General features: G+C 70.0%; 19 protein-coding genes. 10 read left to right on the top strand and 9 right to left on the bottom strand.

The window, feature by feature from the left end; translation table 11 throughout:
* Nucleotides 1-45 precede the first annotated feature (45 nt).
* Complete coding sequence (sucC, locus tag Phou_RS14615) at nucleotides 46-1,224, top strand: ADP-forming succinate--CoA ligase subunit beta (protein WP_173056548.1); 1,179 nt, start codon at nucleotides 46-48, stop codon at nucleotides 1,222-1,224.
* Between the two features lie 2 nt (nucleotides 1,225-1,226).
* Complete coding sequence (gene sucD / locus Phou_RS14610) at nucleotides 1,227-2,108, top strand: succinate--CoA ligase subunit alpha (protein ID WP_173056547.1); 882 nt, start codon at nucleotides 1,227-1,229, stop codon at nucleotides 2,106-2,108.
* A gap of 50 nt (nucleotides 2,109-2,158) precedes the next feature.
* Here the strand turns inward: sucD and Phou_RS14605 are convergent, their stop codons facing one another.
* Nucleotides 2,159-2,395: a hypothetical protein gene (locus Phou_RS14605; RefSeq protein ID WP_173056546.1), complete on the bottom strand. Its 237-nt coding sequence runs from the start codon at nucleotides 2,393-2,395 to the stop codon at nucleotides 2,159-2,161.
* 162 nt (nucleotides 2,396-2,557) lie between these two features.
* Between Phou_RS14605 and Phou_RS14600 the strand changes: the two genes are divergently transcribed.
* On the top strand, nucleotides 2,558-3,889 hold the full coding sequence (locus tag Phou_RS14600; protein ID WP_246273555.1) for a cell division protein PerM: 1,332 nt from the start codon (nucleotides 2,558-2,560) through the stop codon (nucleotides 3,887-3,889).
* 51 nt (nucleotides 3,890-3,940) lie between these two features.
* Here the strand turns inward: Phou_RS14600 and Phou_RS14595 are convergent, their stop codons facing one another.
* Complete coding sequence (locus Phou_RS14595) at nucleotides 3,941-4,180, bottom strand: hypothetical protein (RefSeq protein WP_173056545.1); 240 nt, start codon at nucleotides 4,178-4,180, stop codon at nucleotides 3,941-3,943.
* A gap of 101 nt (nucleotides 4,181-4,281) precedes the next feature.
* Entirely contained in the window at nucleotides 4,282-4,878 is a 597-nt protein-coding gene (locus tag Phou_RS14590; protein WP_173056544.1) for a DUF4190 domain-containing protein, read from the bottom strand.
* Nucleotides 4,879-4,987: 109 nt separating this feature from the next.
* Between Phou_RS14590 and purN the strand changes: the two genes are divergently transcribed.
* Complete coding sequence (gene purN, locus Phou_RS14585; RefSeq protein ID WP_173056543.1) at nucleotides 4,988-5,599, top strand: phosphoribosylglycinamide formyltransferase; 612 nt, start codon at nucleotides 4,988-4,990, stop codon at nucleotides 5,597-5,599.
* On the top strand, nucleotides 5,596-7,152 hold the full coding sequence (gene purH, locus Phou_RS14580; protein WP_173056542.1) for a bifunctional phosphoribosylaminoimidazolecarboxamide formyltransferase/IMP cyclohydrolase: 1,557 nt from the start codon (nucleotides 5,596-5,598) through the stop codon (nucleotides 7,150-7,152). Before purN ends, purH begins: the two co-directional genes overlap by 4 nt.
* 24 nt (nucleotides 7,153-7,176) lie before the next feature.
* On the opposite strand, the gene Phou_RS14575 is transcribed toward purH, so the two are convergent.
* Nucleotides 7,177-8,817 (bottom strand): peptide ABC transporter substrate-binding protein, encoded by a 1,641-nt coding sequence (locus Phou_RS14575; RefSeq protein ID WP_173058388.1) that lies wholly within the window; start codon nucleotides 8,815-8,817, stop codon nucleotides 7,177-7,179.
* Between the two features lie 49 nt (nucleotides 8,818-8,866).
* Here Phou_RS14575 and Phou_RS14570 point away from each other — a divergent pair, with 49 nt between their 5' ends.
* The 3 genes from Phou_RS14570 to mdh all read left to right on the top strand — a co-directional run bounded on the left by Phou_RS14570 (nucleotide 8,867) and on the right by mdh (nucleotide 12,096).
* The gene (locus Phou_RS14570; RefSeq protein ID WP_173056541.1) at nucleotides 8,867-9,727 is read left to right on the top strand and encodes a bifunctional methylenetetrahydrofolate dehydrogenase/methenyltetrahydrofolate cyclohydrolase; all 861 of its coding nucleotides are present in this window, start codon (nucleotides 8,867-8,869) and stop codon (nucleotides 9,725-9,727) included.
* A gap of 241 nt (nucleotides 9,728-9,968) precedes the next feature.
* Nucleotides 9,969-11,090 carry a M23 family metallopeptidase gene (locus Phou_RS14565; protein ID WP_173056540.1) on the top strand — a complete coding sequence of 374 codons (1,122 nt, stop codon included), beginning with the start codon at nucleotides 9,969-9,971 and terminating at the stop codon, nucleotides 11,088-11,090.
* Nucleotides 11,091-11,145: 55 nt separating this feature from the next.
* A complete protein-coding gene (mdh, locus tag Phou_RS14560; protein WP_173056539.1) occupies nucleotides 11,146-12,096 on the top strand; it encodes a malate dehydrogenase in 951 nt (316 codons plus the stop codon).
* On the opposite strand, the gene Phou_RS14555 is transcribed toward mdh, so the two are convergent.
* Entirely contained in the window at nucleotides 12,093-13,667 is a 1,575-nt protein-coding gene (locus Phou_RS14555; RefSeq protein WP_218579026.1) for an alkaline phosphatase D family protein, read from the bottom strand. The genes mdh and Phou_RS14555 overlap by 4 nt on opposite strands.
* Nucleotides 13,668-13,701: 34 nt before the next feature.
* A complete protein-coding gene (locus Phou_RS14550; protein WP_173056538.1) occupies nucleotides 13,702-14,475 on the bottom strand; it encodes an MBL fold metallo-hydrolase in 774 nt (257 codons plus the stop codon).
* Between the two features lie 70 nt (nucleotides 14,476-14,545).
* Here Phou_RS14550 and Phou_RS14545 point away from each other — a divergent pair, with 70 nt between their 5' ends.
* Complete coding sequence (locus Phou_RS14545) at nucleotides 14,546-15,760, top strand: NADP-dependent isocitrate dehydrogenase (RefSeq protein WP_173056537.1); 1,215 nt, start codon at nucleotides 14,546-14,548, stop codon at nucleotides 15,758-15,760.
* A 230-nt stretch (nucleotides 15,761-15,990) separates the two neighbouring features.
* Here the strand turns inward: Phou_RS14545 and Phou_RS55465 are convergent, their stop codons facing one another.
* Nucleotides 15,991-16,443 (bottom strand): DUF397 domain-containing protein, encoded by a 453-nt coding sequence (locus Phou_RS55465; protein ID WP_173056536.1) that lies wholly within the window; start codon nucleotides 16,441-16,443, stop codon nucleotides 15,991-15,993.
* Nucleotides 16,444-16,976: 533 nt separating this feature from the next.
* Between Phou_RS55465 and Phou_RS14535 the strand changes: the two genes are divergently transcribed.
* The gene (locus tag Phou_RS14535; RefSeq protein ID WP_173056535.1) at nucleotides 16,977-17,213 is read left to right on the top strand and encodes a hypothetical protein; all 237 of its coding nucleotides are present in this window, start codon (nucleotides 16,977-16,979) and stop codon (nucleotides 17,211-17,213) included.
* Here the strand turns inward: Phou_RS14535 and Phou_RS55460 are convergent.
* Both Phou_RS55460 and Phou_RS14525 read right to left on the bottom strand, forming a co-directional pair.
* Nucleotides 17,146-17,661 carry a DUF6082 family protein gene (locus Phou_RS55460; protein WP_371872185.1) on the bottom strand — a complete coding sequence of 172 codons (516 nt, stop codon included), beginning with the start codon at nucleotides 17,659-17,661 and terminating at the stop codon, nucleotides 17,146-17,148. The two genes, Phou_RS14535 and Phou_RS55460, sit on opposite strands and share 68 nt — an antisense overlap.
* A 290-nt stretch (nucleotides 17,662-17,951) precedes the next feature.
* Nucleotides 17,952-19,283, bottom strand: coding sequence for a glycoside hydrolase family 36 protein (locus Phou_RS14525; protein ID WP_218579025.1), 1,332 nt, complete (start codon nucleotides 19,281-19,283; stop codon nucleotides 17,952-17,954).
* Between the last annotated feature and the right edge of the window lies 1 nt (nucleotide 19,284).

Genomic DNA, 19,284 nt, shown 5'->3' with positions numbered 1-19,284 from the left:
TTCCGATGACAGGCGTCAACCGTTTTCTCACGCTGAGGGTGCTACGTGGACCTGTACGAGTACCAGGGGCGCGAGCTGTTCGACCGGCACGGCCTGCCCGTGCTGGCCGGTGGCGTCGCCACGACCCCGGAGGAGGCCCGCGCGATCGCCGAGCGCCTTGGCGGACGCGTGGTCGTCAAGGCCCAGGTGAAGGTCGGTGGCCGGGGCAAGGCCGGCGGGGTCAAGCTCGCTGACAACGACGAGGAGGCGGTGGCTCACGCCACGAACATCCTCGGTATGGACATCAAGGGTCACACGGTCAACAAGGTCATGCTGACGGTGACCGCGGACATCGCGGAGGAGTACTACTTCTCCTATCTGCTCGACCGCGCGAACCGTACGTTCCTCTGCATCGCCAGCGTGGCCGGCGGCATGGAGATCGAGCAGGTCGCCGAGGAGTCGCCGGACAAGGTGGCCAAGGTCGCGATCGACGCGAACGTGGGCGTCGACGAGGCCAAGGCCCGCGAGATCGTGGCGCACGCGGGCTTCCCCGCGGACGTTGCCGACCAGGTGGTCGAGATCGCGGTGAAGCTGTGGCAGGCCTTCGTCGCCGAGGACGCGACGCTGGTCGAGGTCAACCCGCTGGCCAAGACCGACACCGGCCAGGTGCTGTGCCTCGACGCGAAGGTGACGCTGGACGCCAACGCCGCCTTCCGCCACCCGGAGCACGAGGAGCTCGTCGACCAGGCCGCGGTCGACCCGCTGGAGCAGCGCGCCAAGGACAAGGACCTCAACTACGTCAAGCTCGACGGCGAGGTCGGCATCATCGGCAACGGCGCGGGCCTCGTCATGTCGACGCTCGACGTCGTGGCGTACGCGGGCGAGGCGCACGGCGGCGTCAAACCGGCCAACTTCCTCGACATCGGCGGCGGCGCGAGCGCGGCGGTCATGGCCAACGGCCTGGAGATCGTGCTCTCCGACCCGTCGGTGAAGAGCGTGTTCGTCAACGTCTTCGGCGGCATCACCGCCTGCGACGAGGTCGCCAACGGCATCGTGCAGGCGCTGGCCCTGCTGGAGCAGCGCGGCGAGCAGGTGACCAAGCCGCTGGTCGTACGGCTCGACGGCAACAACGCCGAAGCCGGTCGGGCCATCCTCGACGGCGCGGCCAACCCGCTGGTCGAGCGGGTGGACACTATGGATGGGGCGGCCGAGCGCGCCGCCGAGCTCGCCGCGGCAGGAGTCTGATCATGGCAATCTGGCTGACCAAGGACTCGAAGGTCATCGTCCAGGGCATCACCGGTTCCGAGGGCTCCAAGCACACCCGGCGGATGCTTGCCGCGGGCACGCACGTGGTCGGCGGTACCAACCCGCGCAAGGCAGGTCAGACGGTCGACTTCGACGGCACGGCGCTCCCGGTCTTCGCGACCGTGGCCGACGCGATGAAGGAGACCGGCGCCGACGTCACGGTGATCTTCGTGCCTCCGGCGTTCGCCAAGGCCGCGGTCATCGAGGCGATCGACGCCGAGATCCCGCTCGCCGTGGTGATCACCGAGGGCATCCCGGTGCACGACACGGCGGCCTTCTGGGCCTACAACGTCGCGAAGGGCAAGAAGACCCGCATCATCGGTCCCAACTGCCCCGGCATCGCCTCGCCCGGCGCCTCCAACGCGGGCATCATCCCCGCCGACATCACCGGCGCCGGCCGCATCGGCCTGGTGAGCAAGAGCGGCACGCTCACCTACCAGCTCATGTACGAGCTGCGCGACATCGGCTTCTCCTCCAGCGTCGGCATCGGCGGCGACCCGGTGATCGGCACGACGCACATCGACGCGCTGGCCGCCTTCCAGGACGACCCCGACACCGACGCGATCGTGATGATCGGTGAGATCGGCGGCGACGCCGAGGAGCGGGCCGCGGAGTTCATCAAGGCCAACGTGACCAAGCCGGTCGTGGCGTACATCGCCGGCTTCACCGCGCCGCCCGGCAAGACCATGGGGCACGCGGGTGCGATCATCTCCGGCTCGTCCGGCACCGCCGACGCCAAGAAGGTCGCGCTGGAGGCGGCCGGCGTCAAGGTCGGCAAGACCCCGAGCGAGACGGCCCGGCTCATGCGCGAGCTGATGAGCTGACGCCAGGCATTTCGTCGAAGGGCTCCCCGTGCGGGGAGCCCTTCGTGCTGTCAGCGGTTGGCCGCGTAGATGATGTTCCAGATGATGCCGATCGCGCAGCAGGCGAACGCGATGTAGGCGAGCGTCGGCTGCTTGCCCACCTTCCGGGCCTCGCGGAAGGAGAGGAACGCGAAGAGGAGTCCGAGGGGCCAGCAGCAGATCAGGCCGATCACGATGCCGAGTACGCCCCACAGCGTGGTGCGGTCGTTGGACGGAGCTGGCGGCGGTGGCGGGTACGGTGCGCTCATGCTGATCTCCGCGGGTCACGTCCGCGACCCCCGATGATCGCGGTCCTCGGCTGAGGCTAGCGCGAAAACATCCCGTTATGGCCGCATATTGCCCCGAGAACGCCATGATCGACGGTGGTGTCGCCATCGAGCCGGCGCCAGCGCGTGTCAGAGTAGGGCCTGATGCCAGCCACCACCCCTGACCAGTCCGAGCCGGAAAACCCGGCCGGCCGCTCGGGGCGTGCGGCGAGCGCGGCGGAGCGGGAGACCGTGCGCATCTCGGTCCGGGAGCAGGAGACCGTCCGGCTGCCCAGCCAGCGCTCCGGCACGGCCCGTGGTGCCGGCCCCGGCCGCGCCTCCCGGCGAGCTCGCCGTGCGCCGCTCCCGCTGGCCGTCGGCGTGGCCACCGCCTGGGCTGCCCTCGTCTCGTACGTCCCGGTGGCACTTGTGCTCGCCCTCGCCCAGTTTGCCGAGGACGCGGGCTCCCTGTCCGGCGCCGCCCGCCTCGGCCTGGCCGGCTGGCTGCTCGGACACGGCGTACCGCTGGACACGTCCACCGGGCCGCTCGGCCTGGCCCCGCTGGCACTCGCCGGGCTCGCCGCCTGGCGGGTCTCCCGCGCGGGCGTGCACGTCAGCCGCGCGATCGGCGCGCGCCACCGCGGCACGCCGGCGCAGGCGCTTGCGGTCGCGGGCGCGGTCGGCCTCGGGTACGGGGTGATCGGCCTGCTCGCCGCGATCGTGCTCAACACCGGAAACGTCTCGGCCTCACCGCCTCGGGCCGGCCTGACGCTCGCCGCCTTCGGCGCCGTGGCGGCGCTGGTCGGCGCGCTCCGCACGACCGGCGCGCTGCGGCTGCTGGCCCGCCGGATGCCGGGCGTGCTCCGCGACGCGCTGCGCACCGGCGTGGTGGCCGCGTTGCTGGTGCTCGGCGCGGGTGCGGGAGCGGCTGGGCTGGCCGTGGCCCTGGGCGCCGGCAACGCGAGCGACATGCTCGGCGCGTACCAGACCGGGGTGACCGGCCAGGCCGGAATCACGCTGGTCAGCCTCGCGTACGCGCCGAACGCCGCCGTCTGGTCCGCCGCCTACCTGCTCGGGCCGGGCTTCGCCGTCGGCACCGACACGGTCGTGCGCACCACAGAGGTGACGGTCGGCGCGCTGCCCGCGGTACCCCTGCTGGCCGGCCTGCCGGAAGGACCCCTCGGCGGTGCCGGCGCGGCGCTGCTCGCGGTGCCCGTCGTGGCGGGAATGACCGCGGGCTGGCTGCTCGCCCGCCGCATGCTGCGGGCGGCCCCGGCCACGCGGTGGCGGGCGCTGCTCGGCGCGGCCGTGCTGTCCGGACCCATCGCCGGGCTCGTGCTCGGCGTCGGCGCGGTGGTCTCCGGCGGCCCGCTCGGCGGCGGGCGGATGGCGCAGATCGGGCCGGTCGCCTGGCAGGTGGCGGCGATGTCGGCGCTGGTGGTGGCCGTGGGCGCGGTGATCGGCGCGGCGGGTACCCGGATCTTCACCGGCCCCTGAAAACGCCTCGGGGCGCCCCGGTTGCCCGGAGCGCCCCCGCAAGCTCGCTGGTCAGAGCGACGTGGAGATGTAGTAGATGTTCCAGATGAGGCTCACGGCGCTCGCGGCGAACGCGATGTAGGCCAGCGTCGGCGGCTTGCCGGCCTTCTTGGCCTCCTGCAGCGCCAGGACGCCGAAGACCACGCCCAGGATGGGGCAGCAGATCAGGCCGAGCACGATGCCAAGAACACCCCAGAGAGTGGTCTTGTCGTTGGCCGGCTGCGCGGCGGGCGGCGGGTATGGTGCGGTCACTTTCTGTTCCTCCCCAATTTCTTTCTCTGCCGTTTTGACGTAGCTGGACGATGCTCGCGTTTGATCACTTGCACGTCAAGACCCGTCAGCTGCACAGATTCCTAGAAGTTATAGCCAATGTTCAGCACGAGGCCGAGAATGCCGTTCGCTACGCCGATGACGGCGCCGATGATGCCGCAGATCAGACCGGCCTGCGCCTGCCCGCGGTTGCTGGCCAGACCCTGGTCGGCCTTGTTGCGACCCAGGAAGCCGAGAATCGCGCCGGCCACACCCAGGCCCAGGCCGAGAAACGCGCAGCAGAGCGCGAGCGGGATCGAGGCGATACCGAAGATCATGGCGAGCAGGCCCTGGGTGTTGCTCTGGCCCGTGGGCGCGGGCGGGCCGTAGCCGGTGCCCGGGTAGATCGGCGCCTGCGGATACGGCTGACCCGAGGTCGGCGGCTGCCCGTACGGATCCTGGTACGGCTGCTGAGCCGCGTAGGGGTCCTGGTAAGCGGGCTGCTGCGGCGCGGAGTACGGGTCGTGGTACGGCTGCCCGGAGCTCGGCTGGCCCGAGGTCGGCTGGCCATAAGGCTGGCCGGACGTCGGCGGCTGGCCATATTGCGGCTGACCGTACTGGGGCTGGCCGTAGGGTGGCTGTGCGTTGGGGTCCTGAGGCTGCTGGCCGTACGGGTCCTGGCCTGGATAGCCGGGCTGCATCGGAAGCTCCTTGGTGACGAGGGTGCTGGGTCCTCCTGCCGGGTGACCCACGGCGATCGGCAGCGTACCTGCTCATCGCCACTCCGCGAGGTCCCGGTAAGGTTTCGACGTGCGTGAAGCCGCTCGCCTCGTGGTCCTGGTCTCCGGCTCCGGCAGCAACCTGCAGGCTCTGCTCGACGCCGCCGCCGACCAGGCGTACGGGGCGCGGGTCGTCGCCGTCGGTGCCGATCGAGACGGCATCGCGGGCCTCGACCGGGCCGCCGCGGCGGGGGTTCCGACCTTTGTCGACTCCGTCCGGGCCTACCCGACGCGCGAGGAGTGGGACGCCGCACTCACCGGCCACGTCGCCGAGCACAAGCCTGACCTGGTGATCTCCGCGGGCTTCCTCAAGCTGGTGGGTGCGAGCTTCCTGGACGCCTTCGGCGACCGCTACATCAACACGCACAATTCGCTGCTCCCCGCATTTCCCGGCATGCACGGGCCGCGCGACGCGCTGGCCTACGGGGTGCGGGTGACCGGCGCGACGCTGTTCTTCGTGGATTCCGGTGTGGACACCGGGCCGATCATCGCCCAGGTCGCGGTGCCCGTGCTGTCCGACGACACGGAGGAGACGCTCACCGAGCGGATCAAGGAGGCCGAGCGGCGCCAGCTTGTGGAGTCGGTCGGCCGCCTGGTCCGCGAGGGCTGGACCATCAACGGAAGAAAGGTCTCGATCCCATGAGCTCGGACGACGGGCGGCGGCCGATCCGGCGTGCTCTGATCAGCGTGTACGACAAGACCGGCCTGCCCGAGCTGGCCAAGGCGCTGGACGCGGCCGGCGTCGAGCTGGTCTCCACGGGCTCCACCGCCACGACCATCGAGGCGGCGGGCGTGCCGGTGACGCGGGTCGAGGACGTGACCGGCTTCCCGGAGACGCTCGACGGCCGGGTCAAGACGCTGCACCCGGCGATCCACGCGGGGCTCCTGGCCGACCTGCGGCTCGCGGCGCACGAGGCGCAGCTGGCCGAGCTCGGCGTGCGCCCGTTCGACCTGCTTGTCTCCAGCCTCTACCCGTTCCGCGAGACGGTCGACTCTGGCGCCACCGAGGACGAGTGCGTCGAGCAGATCGACATCGGCGGCCCGGCGATGGTGCGCGCGGCCGCGAAAAACCATGCCTCGGTCGCGGTGGTGACCTCCGTCGCCGCGTACCCGATGATCATTGATGCCCTCGGCGGCGGTGGCTTCACGCTCGCGCAGCGCAAGTCCCTCGCGGCCCGCGCGTTCGCGGACATCGCCGAGTACGACATCGCGGTGGCCCAGTGGACCGCCGCCGTGCTCGACCCCGACCCGCGCGGGTGGCCGGCCTTCGCCGGGCTGGCGCTGCGCCGGGCCGACGTCTTGCGGTACGGCGAAAACCCGCACCAGCAGGCCGCGCTCTACCTCAACCCGGACTCGCCGCCGGGGCTGGCGCAGGCGCGGCAGCTGCACGGCAAGGAGATGTCGTACAACAACTACGTCGACGCCGAGGCGGCCTGGCGGGCGGCCAACGACTTCGGCGACCCGGCGGTGGCGATCATCAAGCACGCCAACCCCTGCGGTATCGCGATCGCGGCCGACGTCGCCGACGCACATCGCAAGGCGCACGCCTGCGACCCGGTCTCGGCGTACGGCGGGGTGATCGCGGTCAACCGCGCCGTCTCGGTCGAGATGGCCAAGCAGGTGGCCGACATCTTCACCGAGGTGATCGTCGCACCGTCCTACGAGGACGGTGCCGTCGAGGCGCTCTCCGCCAAGAAAAACCTGCGCATCCTTGTCGCGCCGGCGTGGCAGCCACTTCCCGCCGAGTGGCGGCCGGTCGGGGGCGGCGTGCTCGTGCAGGTCAGCGACCGCATCGACGCGCCCGGCGACGACCCGTCGACCTGGCGGCTCGTGGCCGGTGAGCCGGTCGAGGACCTGCGTGACCTCGCGTTCGCCTGGCGGGCGGTGCGCGCGGTGAAGTCGAACGCGATCCTCATCGCCGCCGACGGCGCCACGGTCGGCGTCGGCATGGGCCAGGTCAACCGCGTCGACTCGGCCCGGCTCGCGGTGGCCCGCTCGAACGGCCGTGCGGCCGGGGCGGTCGCGGCATCGGACGCGTTCTTCCCGTTCGCCGACGGCTTTCAGGTGCTGGCCGAGGCGGGCGTCCGCGCGGTCGTGCAGCCCGGCGGCTCGGTGCGCGACGAAGAGGTCGTCGCGGCGGCCAACGCGGCCGGCGTCACGATGTACCTCACCGGCACGCGCCACTTCTTCCACTGACGCGAGCGGCTGGCGCCGCCGCCCTCAGGCGGCGGCGCTGACCGTCAGCTTGGCCAGGTTGACCCGGCCGTACACGTCGAGCTCAAGACCCTTGACCCGGGCCGAGTAGCCGTAGTTGTTCTGCCCGAAGCGGAGCGGGATCACCGGCATGTCCCGGGCGAGGATGTCCTCCGCCTCCTGGTACTTCTTGACCGTGTCGCCCTCGTTCGGCGCCTGCATCGCCTCGTTGAGCAGGCTGTCGAAGCGGGCGTTGTGGTAGCCGGCGTAGTTGGACGAGCCGGCCGTCGAGTAGAGCGGGGCGAGGTAGCTCTCCATCGACGGGTAGTCCATCGGCCAACCCATCCGGAACAGGCCCACCGCCTTGCGCTGCTCGACCACGGCGAGCACGTCGCCGAAGCGCTGCTCGGGCACCGCGGTGCATTGCACGCCGAGGTTGGCCACCAGTTGCGCGCAGGTCGCCTCGACCCAGGCCCGGTGGCCGCCGTCCTCGTTGTAGCTGATCTGGAGCGCGCCCGGCCCTTCGGCCTCGGTGTAGAGGCGCTTGGCCTCGGCCGGGTCAAACTGGCAGGCCGCCCCGCAGCTGTTTTCCCGGTACCCGGTCACGACCGGCGCGACGAATGAGCGGGCCGGCTTCTGCGACCCGTGGAAGATCGACTTGACCAGCGCATCCCGGTCGATCGCCATGGAGATCGCGCGCCGGACGCTGCCCTTGAAGAAGGCCGGCAGGAACGTCGGGAACGCGAGGAACTGGATCGTCGAGTCGGGTGCGCTGCCGGCCCGGCCGTCGAGGTCCTTGGCCGCCTCGCCCACCTTCTCCGCGGGGATCGTGCGGATCACGTCGAGGTTGCCGTCGCGCACGTCCTCGTACGCCTTCGTGAGGTTGTCGTAGATCCGGAAGGCGGCGCCGTCGACGGAGGGCTTGTCACCGGGGTACGCGTCGAAGCGCTCGACCTCGATCGCCGACTTGTCCCGCCAGCCGCCCTTGAGCTTGAACGGCCCCTGCCCCACGATCGCGTCCTCGAAGCCGTCGGCGAGCACGCCCGGCTCCTTCCACGCGGTGCTCGGCAGCGGGTAGAAGGCGGCGTCCCCGAGCATCGCCTTGAACTCGGTGAACGGCGTGGAGAGCGTGACCCGGAATGTGCGGTCGTCCACCTTCTTCAGGCCGGAGAGCGTCTTCGCGGCGGGCTCCGCGACCGGCTCGGGACCGGGCCCGTCGGGGTCGGTGGGCTGGGTGTCCGCGTACCCAGCGATCTTGGCGAAGTAATAGCCGTTGCTCTGCTTGTTGGGCGCGTAGGCGCCGTAGTTCCACGCGTTGATGTAGCTGTCGGCGGTCACCTTCTCGCCATTGTGGAAGGTGTAGCCGTCCTTGAGCGTGATGGTCCAGACCCGGCGGTCGGCCGACTTGATCGACTCGGCGGCCAGCTCCTGCGGCCGGTGCTCGCCGTCGTACTCGACCAGCGGAGCGAAGAGCGCGGCGAGCACCTGGGCGCCGTCCGCGTCGTTCGTATTCGTCGGCAGGAGGTGCTGCGGCTCGGCTATCTGCACGCTCACCGAGCGCGGGCCGGTGCCGCTCGCCGAGTCGCCGCCCAGTGGGTCGCACGCTGTCAAGGCCAGCGCCGCGGCCATCGGGAGGACCGCACAGACGGCGATCGCACGTACCTGCATGACGTCCCTCATCACTTTCTCTTCGGCTCCCTATGAGACCATTTGCGGCGTGACCGCGACACTCCTGGACGGTAAGGCAACCGCGTCCGCAATCAAGGACGACCTGCGGGCGCGGGTAAAGGCTCTCGCCGAAAGGGGCATCGTTCCAGGTCTCGGCACGGTGCTGGTGGGCGACGACCCGGGGTCACACGCGTACGTGCGGGGCAAGCACCGCGACAGCGCCGAGGTGGGCATCGCCTCGATCCAGCGCGAGCTGCCCGCCGACGCCACGCAGGAGCAGGTCGAGGCCGTCGTGGCCGAGCTCAACGCCGACCCGGCCTGCCATGGGTACATCGTTCAGCTGCCACTGCCGCCGCAGATCGACACCCAGCGCGTGCTGGAGCTGATCGACCCGGACAAGGACGCCGACGGGCTGCACCCGGTCAACCTGGGGCGCCTGGTGCTCGGTTACGACGCGCCCCTGCCCTGCACGCCGCGGGGGATCGTGGAGATCCTCCGGCGGTTCGGGGTGGAGCTGCGCGGCGCCGAGGTGACGGTGGTCGGGCGGGGCACGACGGTGGGGCGCCCGCTCGGGTTGCTGCTCACCCGCAGGAGTGAAAACGCGACAGTGACCCTCTGCCACACCGGCACCCGTGACCTGGCCGCGCACATACGCTCGGCCGACATCGTGATCGCCGCCGCCGGCGTGCCCGGCCTTGTCACGGCCGACATGGTCCGTCCCGGCGCGGTCGTGGTCGACGTCGGCATCACCCGCGTGGTCGGCGCGGACGGCAAGGGCGTCTACACCGGCGACGTCGCCCCCGAGGTCGCGCAGGTGGCCAGCGCGCTGGCCCCCGTCCCCGGCGGCATCGGCCCGATGACCCGGGCGATGCTGCTGACCAACGTGGTCGAACGCGCCGAGCGCCTCTAACGCGCCCCTCCTGTTGGCTCGTCGGCACTGCCGGCTCACCCACGACGGCCCCGCGCGATGATCAGGGAGTTTGTGGGCGTGTCGGTCGGTGAGTCGCTCCACCAAGTCCCTGATCAACCCCGGGCGAGGCCCCAGTGAGGCGCCGCGCGAAGCGCGGCGGAGCGCCGCGAGGCGCCGGATAAGTCGGACTTTCCCGGCGCGGCGGCGTGACCGATCCGCGTGTTCTGTTCATGATCGGATCATGCGGCTCCCTATCGTGATCCTGACGGTGACCCTGGTAGGAGTGCCTGCGCCGGCCGTCGCCGCGCCGACCGACGGCCTCGTGGCCGCTGTCGTCGCGCGGCTCGGGCCGACCACGCAGGTGAACGTCGCGGCCCGCAGCACCAGCCGGTGGGGCTTCGGCACCGCCGTCCGGCCGGCCCGCTCGGTCGAGCGGGTGTACCCGCAGGGCTGGCTCTTCGTGGCCAAGCGGGAGACCGGCATCTGGCGGGTCGCGCTGGAGGGCGAGGCGGAGTTCGCCACGCTCAGCGCGGACGCGGTGATCCTCACCGGCGACGAGCGCCGCACCCTGGGCGCGGCCAAGGTCAGCCGGCGCGCGGCGGCCACCACCGACCGGCGCACCGGGATGCGGTTGCCGTTCGCGGTGGGGCAGACCTGGCGGTACACCGGCGGGCCGCACCCGATGAACGGCAGCGTGCGCAGCTCGATCGACATGGCCGGCGGCGACGGCCGGGTGCTCGCGGCGCGCGCCGGGCTGGCGTACACGATGTGCAGGTCCGGCAAGGGCTGGGTGCGCGTGGTGCACGACCGCGGCTTCGCGACCGACTACTACCACCTCGAAGGCAACATCAAAGTGGACGGCAAGCGGGTGGCCGAGGGAGCGTTCCTCGGCAACATCGGCAACGACGTCTCCTGCGGCGGCCGCTCCACCGGCAAGCACGTGCACTTCTCGCTGCGGCGGGACAACGCGTACGTGGCGATCGACAAGTACGCCTTCGGCAAATGGGTGATCCTGGCGGCCGGCGCTGCCTACGAAGGCGCGGCGCTGCACGGCTCGAAGCGGGTCGCGGTGGGCGGCGGCCTCTACAACTACGGCGCGCTCGGCCTCAACCAGGGCGTGGTGGACACCGACGGCGGCACCACGCTCAACAAGCGCTCCGGCCCGGGCATCGCGAACGCGGTCGTGGGCAAGCTGACCGACGGCGACACGGTGACGATCACCTGCTCGGCGCGCGGCACCCGGCACACGGGCCGCAACAGCTACGTCACCGACCTGTGGAACAAGCTCTCCGACGGGAGTTGGGTGAGCGACGCGTACGTGTGGACCGGCACAGGGTCACCGGTCAACGGAACCTGCACTTAGCACGGCTGATACGGTCCGGAAAAGAGTGCCGTCCGTATCAGGGAGTGAGACGACCATGGGCAAGAAGGTCACCGTCGTCGGCGCCGGTTTCTACGGCTCCACGACGGCGCAGCGGCTAGCCGAATACGACATCTTCGACACGGTTGTGCTCACCGACATTGTCGAGGGCAAGCCCGAAGGTCTCGCGCTCGACCTCAACCAGTCGCGGCCGATCGAGGGCTTCGAGACGAAGGTCGTCGGGCAGACGACCGGTCAGAACGGCGAGGGTTACGAGGTCATCGAGGGCTCGGACGTCGTGGTCGTCACCGCCGGCCTGCCGCGCAAGCCCGGCATGAGCCGGATGGACCTGCTCGGCGTCAACGCCAAGATCGTGCGGCAGGTCTCCGAAAACATCGCGAAGTACGCGCCCAACGCCGTCGTCATCGTCGTCTCCAACCCGCTCGACGAGATGACCGCGCTCGCCCAGCTCGCCACCGGCTTCCCGAAGAACCGCGTGCTCGGCCAGGCCGGCATGCTCGACACCGCCCGCTTCAGCCACTTCGTCGCCGAGGCGCTTGCCGTACCGGTCGGCTCGGTGAAGACCCTGACGCTCGGCTCGCACGGCGACACGATGGTGCCGGTGCCGTCGAAGTGCACGGTCAACGGCAAGCCGCTCGCCGAGCTGCTGCCCGCCGACAAGGTCGAGGAGCTTGTCGTCCGTACCCGCAACGGCGGTGCCGAGGTCGTGGCGCTGCTGAAGACCGGCTCGGCCTACTACGCGCCGTCCGCGGCCGCCGCCCGCATGGCGCGCGCCGTGGCTGAGGACTCCGGCGCCGTACTCCCCGTTTGCGCATGGGTCGACGGCGAGTACGGCATCTCCGGCGTGTACCTCGGCGTCGAGGCCGAGATCGGCGCCACCGGCGTCAAGCGGGTCGTCGAGACCGACCTCACCGAGTCGGAGCTGGCCGGCCTGAAGGAGGCCGCCGAGGCGGTCCGCGCCAAGCAGGCCGACATCGCCACGCTCTAGCCCCGGTTGACCACTGAAATGCCCGGCCGCCCGGCTTCCACCAGAAACTGGGCGGCCGTTCGCACGGTGGAGTCCGGTGCGCGCACCGTGTCGACGAGCCGCAGCGAGCTGAGCATCCGCTCGCGCGTGACGTCACAGACCACGTAGCCGCGCTGGTTGTCGATGTACTTCCAGTGCGGGCTCTCCGCCATGATCGGGTCGTACGTGTTGTGGAACGGCACCGGGTCCGCGTTGCCGCCCGACGTGATCGACGTACCGGTGATCTCGGCGCCCACGACCGGCGAGGCGGGGTCGTCGAAGTCCGGCTTGAGGTCGCACACCCACGTGCAGTGGCGGTCACCCGTGATCACGACGGGGTTGTCCACCTGGCCGGAGCCGAAGAACTCCAGCAGCCGGCGGCGCTGCACCCGGTACCCGTCCCAGTTGTCCAGGTCGTAGACCTTCTCCGGCCCGGCGCGGCGGTCGTTGGACGCCCACATGACCTGGTTGGCCAGCACGTTCCAGGTGCTGCCGGACTCGCGCAGGCCGCGCACCAGCCACCGCTCCTGCTCGGCGCCGGTCATGCTCAGGGCCGGGTCGTTCGCCTCCTCGATCGTGGCAGCCTGGTCGCTGCGGTACTGCCGCGTGTCCAGCACGTGCACGCTCGCCAGGCCGCCGAAGCGGAGCCGCCGGTAGAGGCGCATGTCCAGCCCGCGGGGCGTCGCCTCGCGGCGCAGCGGCATGTGCTCGTAGTACGCCTGGAACGCCGCCGCCCGCCGCGCCCGGAACGCCTCCGGCGACTGCAGGTCGGGGTCCTGCGGGATCTCGTCGGCCCAGTTGTTGTCCACCTCGTGGTCGTCGAAGGTGACGATCCACGGAAACGCGGCGTGCGAGCTCTGCAGGTCCGGGTCGGTGCGGTACTGGGCGTGCCGGTTGCGGTACTGCGCGAGCGTGATCGGCTCACCGGTGCCCTCGTGCACGCGGAAGGCGGCCGGGTTGGGCGTGTTCTCGTAGATGTAGTCGCCGAGGAAGGCCACGAACGCCAGGTCCTCCTGCGCCAGGTGATGGTGTGCCGTGTACAGGCCCGCCTGGTAGTCCTGGCAGCTGGCGAACGCGAAGCGCAGCTGCCGCGGCCGTGCGTGCGCCGCCGGCGCGGTGCGGGTACGCCCCACGGGCGAGATCTCGCTGCCGGCGCGGAAGCGGTAGTGGTACACGCTGTCCGGGCGCAGCCCGCGCACGTCGACGTGCACCGAGTGGCCGAGTTTCGGGTGGGCGACGGCGACGCCACGCTGGCGGATGCGGCGGAAGCGCTCGTCCTCGGCTACCTCCCAGTGCACGGCGACCGCACGCTCGGGCATGCCACCGCCGGCCAGCGGCTGCGGGGCGAGGCGGGTCCAGATGACGACGGCGTCCGGCAGCGGGTCGCCGGAGGCCACGCCGAGCGTGAAGAGGCCGGGCGGGAGCGGGCCGCCCGCCGTCGAGCGGATGTGTGCTTCGGCGCCGTCGTCGATGGAGAGGAGCATGGGTCCGACCACGAGGCCAGCGCCTGCGGCGACGAAGTGCCGCCGGCTGATGGGGTACGGGTTAGCCATGCACTGACAGTCGTGGATGGCGGTGAATCGCCCCTTACGCCCGGACGAACGGCTCGGTCAGATGGGGTGTGGCGAGGATGATGTCGGGTTTCAACAGCTTCGTCCGGGAGTTGCGCGCCGTCTCCGGGTCCATTTCATGCAGGTACGGGATATCCGGCGCGATGAGCTGGACGGCGTGGACCAACAGATCGCCCGTGATGAGTAGCTGCTGCTCCCCGTACTCGACAAGCACCGATTGATGCCCCGGCGTGTGGCCGGGCGTCGCGATCGCGGTGACTCCCGCGGAGATCGGGACGTCGCCCTCCACGAGCCTGAGCTGTCCGGTCGCCTTGAGTGGCGCGAAGAGGCGGTCTTCGAGCGCGGGCCGCGCGAACGCCGCCACGTCCGCGCGTTGCACCAGGTAGGTGGCATTCGGAAAATATGGCGTGCCGATGACGGCCCAGCCGATGTGGTCGGTGTGGAGATGGCTGAGGACCACGGTGTCGACGTCGGCCGGGTCGATGCCGGCGGCGGCCAGCTCCTGCGGCAGGCGGCCGGGCACGGGAGCCCAGGAGGCGGCGAGCGAGTCCGCGGGTCCGATGCCCGCGTCGACCAGCGTCACGCGGTCGCCGTGCCGCACCGCGAAGCACCGAAACCGCAGCAGCCACTGCCCGTCCGCCGTCACGGCGCCCGGGTCGCGCTCGTCGGCGCGCGCCCACAGCTCGTCGCTGACCTGCGGAAATGCCTCCTCGCGCGGCTGAAAGAACGTCCCGTCGCCGTCGTGGAGGGCGACGACCGCCATTGGGCCGAGGGCACGGGTGAGTGGCATGCTGGGCAGTCTAGGCCGTGCAGTACGCTCGTACTGCTTAGTAAACTGCCCGGAGAGGAGCGCCGGCTCGATGGCGAAGATCAAAGTAGAGAACCCCGTTGTCGAGCTCGACGGCGACGAGATGACCCGGATTATCTGGAAGCAGATCCGGGAGCAGCTGATCCTGCCCTACCTCGATGTCGAGCTCGAGTACTACGACCTCTCGATCCAGTACCGCGACGAGACCGACGACCAGGTCACGATCGACGCGGCCAACGCCATCAAGCGCCACGGCGTCGGCGTCAAGTGCGCCACCATCACGCCCGACGAGGCGCGGGTGGAGGAGTTCGGCCTCAAGAAGATGTGGCGCTCGCCGAACGGCACGATCCGCAACATCCTCGGCGGCGTGGTCTTCCGCGAGCCGATCATCATGTCCAACGTGCCGCGCCTCGTGCCCGGCTGGACCAAGCCCATCATCATCGGCCGTCACGCCCACGGCGACCAGTACAAGGCGACCGACTTCGTGGTGCCCGGCCCCGGCACGGTGACCATCACGTACACGCCGCAGGACGGCTCCGCGCCCGTCGAGCTTGAGGTGGCGAAGTTCCCCGGCGGCGGCATCGCGATGGGCATGTACAACTTCGACGACTCGATCCGCGACTTCGCGCGCGCCTCGTTCCGGTACGGGCTGGACCGCGGCTACCCGGTCTACCTGTCCACCAAGAACACGATCCTCAAGGCGTACGACGGCCGCTTCAAGGACCTGTTCGCCGAGGTGTTCGAGGCGGAGTTCAAGGACCAGTTCGCGGCGGCCGGCATCACGTACGAGCACCGCCTGATCGACGACATGGTCGCGGCCGCCCTGAAGTGGGAGGGCGGCTTCGTGTGGGCCGCCAAGAACTACGACGGCGACGTGCAGTCCGACACGGTGGCGCAGGGCTTCGGCTCGCTGGGCCTGATGACGTCGGTGCTCATGACGCCCGACGGCCGTACGGTCGAGGCCGAGGCGGCGCACGGCACTGTCACCCGGCACTACCGGCAGTGGCAGAAGGGCGAGAAGACCTCGACCAACCCGATCGCCTCGATCTTCGCCTGGACGCGCGGCCTCGCTCACCGGGGCAAGCTGGACAACACGCCGGCGGTCACCGAGTTTGCCGACAAGCTCGAGCAGGTCTGCATCGAGACCGTCGAGGGTGGCCAGATGACCAAGGACCTCGCGCTGCTCATCGCGCGGGACGCGCCGTGGCTGACCACCGACGAGTTCATGAACGCGCTGGACCAGAACCTGAGCAAGAAGCTGGCCTGAGCCTTCGTGCGGGTGGGCGGCGTTCGCGCCGCCCACCCGAGGCTCCGCCGCGCAAATGGGGCGCGGGGGCCCGGGACAGGACCCCCCGCTGGGAAGGGACGGCAGGCTGTTCGCCACAGCCGTAAGACCGACGGCCGGCGCGGTGGGCGGCCATGACCGGCGATCTCACTGGACATGACTGGCACCACGTCCACCTGTACCAACGACCCCACCCATCGCGGGTGACGGGGCTACTCTTCGGCAGTCACCTCCCCGCTGGGTCGGAAGCCGTCGACCTTCACGCAGTCGATGAAGTCGAGCCAGGCCGCGTGCGCAAACACGAGTACTGGTCCATCCGGAGCTTTCGAGTCGCGCATGGCCACTTCGTGATCGCCGATCGCAACCTCCACGCAGTCTGAGTGGATATTGGAACGAACGCTCTTGAACCAGGCACGGCCGGCAAAGCTGGCGCTATTCAATGACCCGGTGCCCTTCTGGCAGGACCGTGTGGCGGTCCGATCGCTCGCGATCCGCCAAGGTCTGCCGATGCTGGTTTGCCGTAGGCGTGGTGGCAGCGACCGGCGTGTATCCACGCTGATCGTGAGAGCTGCTGGCTGCCCCGGCGGGGGAGTGAGGATGTCAGCGGTGGCGGCAACCGCGCCGATAGCCGGCCCGCATGGCAGATCGGCCCGTTCCAGCCACATTTCGGGCGTGCGGCGGGCAGGCCGATCCAACCCGAACGGGGTTCAACCCGTCCGTTGGGGTGGCGTGCCTATCGGAGATGCCGCTGCGGCGATAAGGTCGCCTGAGGTCTGTTTCCCTTTCTGATCGCGCATCGGGTTGTGGTACGGGCCAACGCGGGCGCTCCTCGTCGCATGGGGAGCGCCCGTCCTGTTGTCACGGAGTGTGTAGCGGATGTGTGCCGGCTTCACTCTCTGTGTACCGCTTTGGCGCAGATTAGCACCCGCAGGGGGTGTCGATTGCGCGGGGTAGGCGTCTCGACACGAGGTGCCAGCATACTCCTGAGGCTCCTGTGACGAATGTCTGACAGGTCTGATGTGCGCGTGTTGGGCTTGATGCGTGTCCTATATATGCCCCAAAATCACTGCATTGAAGTCAAACCCCAGGAAGGTGGTTGGTGGCCGAGCGCGGAACACATCGAGCAATCTCGTTTGAGCAAAAGACGAACCCTGCCTTCATATTGAAGTTAGTCCTTCGCAGACGAGCGAAGGCGGAGATGACAGCAACCGAGAGCAGTGGCCCTGGAAATGGAACAGAGCGGGTTAACGTCGCGCTGCTAAAGAAGGCGTCGGCTGCTTTGGAGGGCTTGGTGACAGGAAGCGCCTCCACGAAGACGGAAGCAATCAACCGCGCGATAATCGCGTACGCCTTCTTCGAAGATCAGCTCAGTGATGGCTGTCAGTTGATCCTGAGGGATCGTGACGGCAACGAGCAACGGGTGCACCTGCTGTAGGCGGTTCGGGGTGGGTGGAAGACGGCCCACCCCGAACTGTCATTGCCCGTGCGTCCTCGTGGGCAGCCGTTACGATCCGGAAGAACTCGCGGCCGCGTCTCGATCGATCATCGGACCACGTGGTGCCCGTGGTCTGCCACCAGGTCAGACGAGTTGGGTCCTGAAAGAGAGTAAACGCGAGTCGCTTGAGCTTTGGCTCGTCGATCTGCCGCAGCTGCCACAGAAGGCTCCACTGTGTCATCCAAAGATTCGAATGCATCCAGATCTTCCGGTTGCCGTCGGTCATGAGCAGAGGCGACTGCTCAAAGACCAGCTGCGGATCCTCGAAGGCGAGCATGACAAGCTCGAAGTGCCGTTCTCGCGCGGCGACGATCTGGGAGACCTGGACCTGGCGTCGTTGGAGCGTCAAGGAAATGACCACGCCGCCCAGGGCGAGTGCCGAGATCATCGCTGAGGCAGCGGCAAAGATCCGATCCTGATTCGGAGCAAGCCTCGAGGCGGATCCAACCCACGCGGGCAGCGTGAGTACGGCTAGGAGTATCAGGGTGCCAAGCACGCACGAGGTGACGATCGAGGCCGTGCTCCAGCGCTGCTGAGGGCGAAGGAACCGAGAGCCATTCATGACGCTCACCTCACGGTACTCTGAAAGGAGAACGGCAAGCCCGTCGATTCGACGATGCCAGACGAGCGCAACGGGCTCATCGCCCGCCACGGCGTGGAACGCTGTCTCGCAGTCCCTCAGAAATGCTCCTGGTTGAACGGCGTGGGTGGGGGCGGGTCGCTGAGCAGGCGGCGGGTGGTCTCGAGGCCCCAGTCGTCCAGGGCGGCGATCCGGTCGGAGCTGACGCGCAGGCCGCCGTACCGCTCGACGGTCGCTGCCCACTCCTCGCGGCGCTCGACCTCCGGGCGGACGATCAGGCAGTCCGGGTCGTTCACCCAGAAGCGGCCGTGCTGCCAGGCGCGCCCGGCGGTGGAGAGGGTGGCGGCGCGCTGCGAGGGCTGGGAAAGGTCGCCGTCCGCGGGCTCGTACGCCGGGGCGGTGTCCGCCGACACGCGCATCGCGTCGTAGAGGCCGACGCTGGGCAGGATCGGGGCGCCGCACCCCAGCAGGTACGCGTCCGGGCCGATGACCTCGCGGACGAGGGCGACCCCGCTCCGGTACGCGGCCAGGGGCTCCACGCCAGTGTGGCGCGAGCCGGACAGCGCGGCCGCGTACACGAAGTCGATTTTGAAGTAGTCGAAGCCGAGGTTGGCGAGCCAGTCGAAGACCTCGCGCAGGTGGTCGGCGGCGGCCGGGTTGGTGGTGTCCAGCCCGTACGACGGGGCGCCCCAGTGCTGGCCGGCCGAGACCGGGAGGCCGTCGGGGCCGGCGATCAGCCACTCCGGGTGCTCGCGGGCCAGCCAGCTGCCCTCCTCGACCCAGAACGGCGCCACCCAGATCCCGGCGCGCAGTCCGGCGTCGCGGATCCGCCCGGCCACCCCGTCGAGCGAGGCGAACCGGTCGGAGAGGTGGAGCCAGTCGCCCACGGCCGCCTGCCAGCCGCCGTCCACCTGGACCACGTCGACCGGCAGGTCGCGCTCGTTGATCGCGGCGATGTTCTCCTCGATGTCCGTTTCTGTGACCTGGTCGAAGTAGTGGTACCAGGAGCACCACGCCGTCGGCGCCACGCGCGGCAGGTCGGCGCCGGAGGTACGCGCGAAGCCGGTCGCCCAGTCGCCGAGCGGCACGCCGGTGTGCGCGGTGACCTGGCCGTTTGCCGAGACCACGACGTGGCCGTCGACGAGCGCGGCCCGGATCGACGGGACGGTCAGCGGGTCGGGCGCGGCGTACACGCGCAGGGGGCCGCCGTCGCCGGGGTCGATCGCCAGCAGCCCTTCGCCTTGGAAGCCGTCCACCGGCGCGGCGATCTCCGGCCGGTAGTTGCCCCGCCGCCGCCAATCGGTCGCCGGGCGGGGTGGCGGCGCGTCAACGGGGTACCAGGAGGTAGGTGACCAGGATTGCCACCCCTCCTCGTAGACCCGGGCCGTCCCCGCGTCGACTCGGACCTCATCGAGGATCTCGAAGAGCACG

It is taken from the genome of Phytohabitans houttuyneae (genome assembly GCF_011764425.1).
GTDB lineage: Bacteria > Actinomycetota > Actinomycetes > Mycobacteriales > Micromonosporaceae > Phytohabitans > Phytohabitans houttuyneae.
Note: the sequence above shows the minus strand (reverse complement) of the source record. Positions and strands in the feature narration are given on the sequence as shown.